The 3,342-nt window shown below is 30.0% G+C and carries 3 protein-coding genes; all 3 read right to left on the bottom strand.

The genetic code is table 11. From position 1 onward, the window contains the following. Window positions 1–398, bottom strand: a 398-nt coding sequence (locus U9R42_06210; GenBank protein ID MEA3495613.1) for a type I restriction enzyme HsdR N-terminal domain-containing protein, incomplete at its 3' end; no start/stop codon positions are given. After that, on the bottom strand, window positions 398–598 hold the full coding sequence (locus U9R42_06205) for a helix-turn-helix transcriptional regulator (protein ID MEA3495612.1): 201 nt from the start codon (window positions 596–598) through the stop codon (window positions 398–400). The genes U9R42_06210 and U9R42_06205, both read right to left, overlap by 1 nt. 456 nt (window positions 599–1,054) lie before the next feature. Next, a partial coding sequence (locus U9R42_06200; GenBank protein ID MEA3495611.1) for a CotH kinase family protein occupies window positions 1,055–3,342 on the bottom strand: 2,288 nt, incomplete at its 5' end.

Here is a 3,342-nt window from a genome sequence, read left to right as displayed (position 1 = left end):
TCTTTTTTAACTTTTCGTAAATTGATTTGTTCTTCGCCATTAAACCAGACTCCCCATTCAACGGAACTACACATATCCATATATAGTTTGAGTTGCTCTAAACCATCTTTTCTTGTTTTCTTTTTACATTCAATTATTCCAACAAGTTCAGATTCAGTACGTCCATTAGATTTAAACACGCCAATATCTATTGGGAATGTCTTGACTTCATCAGATGGAGTTTTCCTAACTGTATATTGAGGTCGAGTTTGCAATAATTCCTTGTCGTATTCGTATTCGTCAAATAGTCTTTTGGAAAAAGGCTGAACTGCATCAATTTCTTCAGGAGTTGCTTTTATTTCTTGACCTGATATAAAATCAAAAATATATCCGTCTTTTGGTGATTTTTTTTCTGCCATTATTTTAATTCTGTTCTTTCTGTTATTAAATCTTTGACTTTCACGTTTAAGATTTCCGAAATTTTGTACAAGTCTTCCAAACTCGGTTGTCTCACGTTACGAGCATATTCGTTAATCGTGTTGTAACTTTTTCCCGTTTGTTTGGCGAGCCAAGTCTGCGAAATTCCTTTGTCCTTTAAAACTTCTTTTATTCGGTTCATTTGAAACCCAAGTTTTGTTTATTCGGTGTCAAAGATAGTAAAAGTTCACTGTATATCAGTGTAAATATTCATTGTCTTGTCGTGGGTTGGGAAAGGGCAAGCTCTTTTGGTTTTTCAGCGTTGGGTTTTAGCGTTGGCAAAAACCAAATGTGCTTGACCGAGCGTTGGCTCTTTTCTTGTATGCCGCACAACATTAGTATAAACGGAAGTTCCGTTTATTTCCATTATGTGCAGATATACTTATAAACCTATAAGTCCCTATTATCCATTGTATTAGCAATACTACAAAGCCTTTTGCTAGTAATATGTGTGTGAATTTCTGTAGTTTTAATATTTTCATGCCCTAATAAATTTTGAATGTATATTAAATACTTTCGCAAATATAATATTTTTTTTTATTTGGTAATATTTGGTTTTTCAAAAAGCAATTTGTGATTTAAAAACCACCATATTCAATCATTTACGCAAAATAATTTTTTTCACTTTTACAAAATCATTATTATAAAATCTAACGAAATACAATCCATCTTTCTTTCCTTGTAAATCAACTTTACAAATTGATGATAGTACTTTATCGGATTTAAAAATTATTTTTCCATTAACATCAAATATTTCAACAAATAGCTTTTCTGCTTCAATAGTTAAAAATCCATTTGTTGGATTCGGATATACTTTTATGCTAACATTATTATCTTTAAAAGCCTCATAAACATCTGAATAACTAATATTACTTGCATTAAATGTCGGTGGCATAAATTCAAAATTACCTGTAGCGTTTGGATATCTGCCAAAAGAAATATCTGTGGTTTGATTATTAAAAATTACCTGATCAATTAATTTAGCTTGTGAATCTGATAAAATAAGTTTCTCTCCTGCTTTTGATAATTTAAAATTTGTATGTAAGCCTTGTTGTTCTTCATCATCATCAATCCAAACAATAATAAAACCATGAGCAGCAATAAAAGTATCGGGAAAAACAAATTGAAAAATATCATTTTCATCATCAGTAAGTCCCATTCCTTTTAATGAAATATTATTTGAAGAATTATTATAAATTTCAACCCAATCGTCATATTCATTGTTTTGGTCAGCAACAGTAATATTATTTGAAGCCATCAATTCATTTATTACAATATCTGAAGTAGAAGATTGATTTCCAACAATGTAAGAGTAGTATTCAAATTCAGCTCTTTCAGGAGATAATTTTGCCGTATTAGTTATCAAATTTTCTGCATAAATATAATAATTTACATTAGTAGCCATATTAAATCCGGGTATCTGTACTCCATAAATACCATCACTTGCATTTCCATCATGGTGATTTCCATCGTCAAACATCTGAATTTTATTAAAAGGAACAAATAAATCTGAACGATAATATAAAAATGCCTGAGTTGAATTTGATATTTTTGCACTTATCCAAACGTCTTCATTTTCCATTGGAAATTCAACAGATTGAGATATATCGGTAATTTCTGCTTGTGTTTTTTTTAATTGGGAATGGAAACTAAGAAAACCACTACGATTATCCATTAATAAATTTACTCCTACCGTTGTTTGTGGTCCGTATCCTACATTCTGATTTATATTTCTTAAAAAATCATAATAACTGTAAAAATAATTGCTATCAATAGTTACAAAAGAATCAATCATAGAGTGCAATACAACCGCTCTATCCTGCATTTTATCATTTTGTAAAAATTCCGTGTAAATAGTTTTAAAATGTGCATAATATCTCCTTCTGTATTCAGGTACCGCCATTAGTTTATTTACCAAAGGACGATTTGCATTATAGAATGCAAAATCAGGAGGCATTGATATCATTTGAACTATATTCAAATGTCTCCCACTATCAATTCTTGTGAAAGAACCAAAACACATATTCAAATCCCAGCAGATAGTATTAAATATTTTATTATCATTTTCGTAAAGATAGTAATTATGACCTGAACCAAGATAACTATCAAGATTAATAAAAACATTGTTAAAAGCATTCATCCAAAGTACCATATCAACATTAAGGACATTTTTGATGTTTGAAATATTACCGTTTAAATCCAGAACTAAATTCATTAAATCTGTCCATCCATAGTCTGATTTTATTTCATAAGATTGTTCGTAGCAGAAAGTATCAGGTCCCATGTCGATAAGTGATGAAGAAATCCCTTGAACATGTTTACAGCCATGAGGTGGCGGTGCAGGAGTAGCTGTAATTGTAATAGGGTCGCACTTAAAAAACGGATTATCATTTGAGCCAAAGTGTTTTTCTAAGAAATCATTACTTATTGATTCAACATTAGTATAAAGTCCGTGAACTTTCCCATTAATATATAGCATCACAAAATTTGATTTTGGGGCAGGCATATAGTTTCTTAATATTTCATAAGATAAAACCTCCCTAACTCCGCTTGGGTCTTTAAACATATTTGAGAGCTTGAGTTTTTTGTAACCGTAAACATTTTGGTCTTTAACAAAATTAATATCAATATTAAAAGGATTCTTATTATTCTTATCTCTGTAAGAACTATTTCCCTTAAACCTCACTCCTACACTATCGTATTTAATTCCGTCAATTGTAAGGTCTGCCAAAACACGCTTATCACTATTATATTTCTGAAATGTATCTAAAATAGCATCCCAATTAGAATTATAAAAATCAAGCTTTATATTTCTTATTTTATTAATATCGTATAAATCTTGTGCAAAGGATAATGTTGTGAAAATCAGAAATATATTAATCAAAA

This window comes from Bacteroidota bacterium, from assembly GCA_034723125.1.
Taxonomy (GTDB): domain Bacteria; phylum Bacteroidota; class Bacteroidia; order CAILMK01; family JAAYUY01; genus JAYEOP01.
This window is presented reverse-complemented; position numbering and strand designations above follow the sequence as displayed.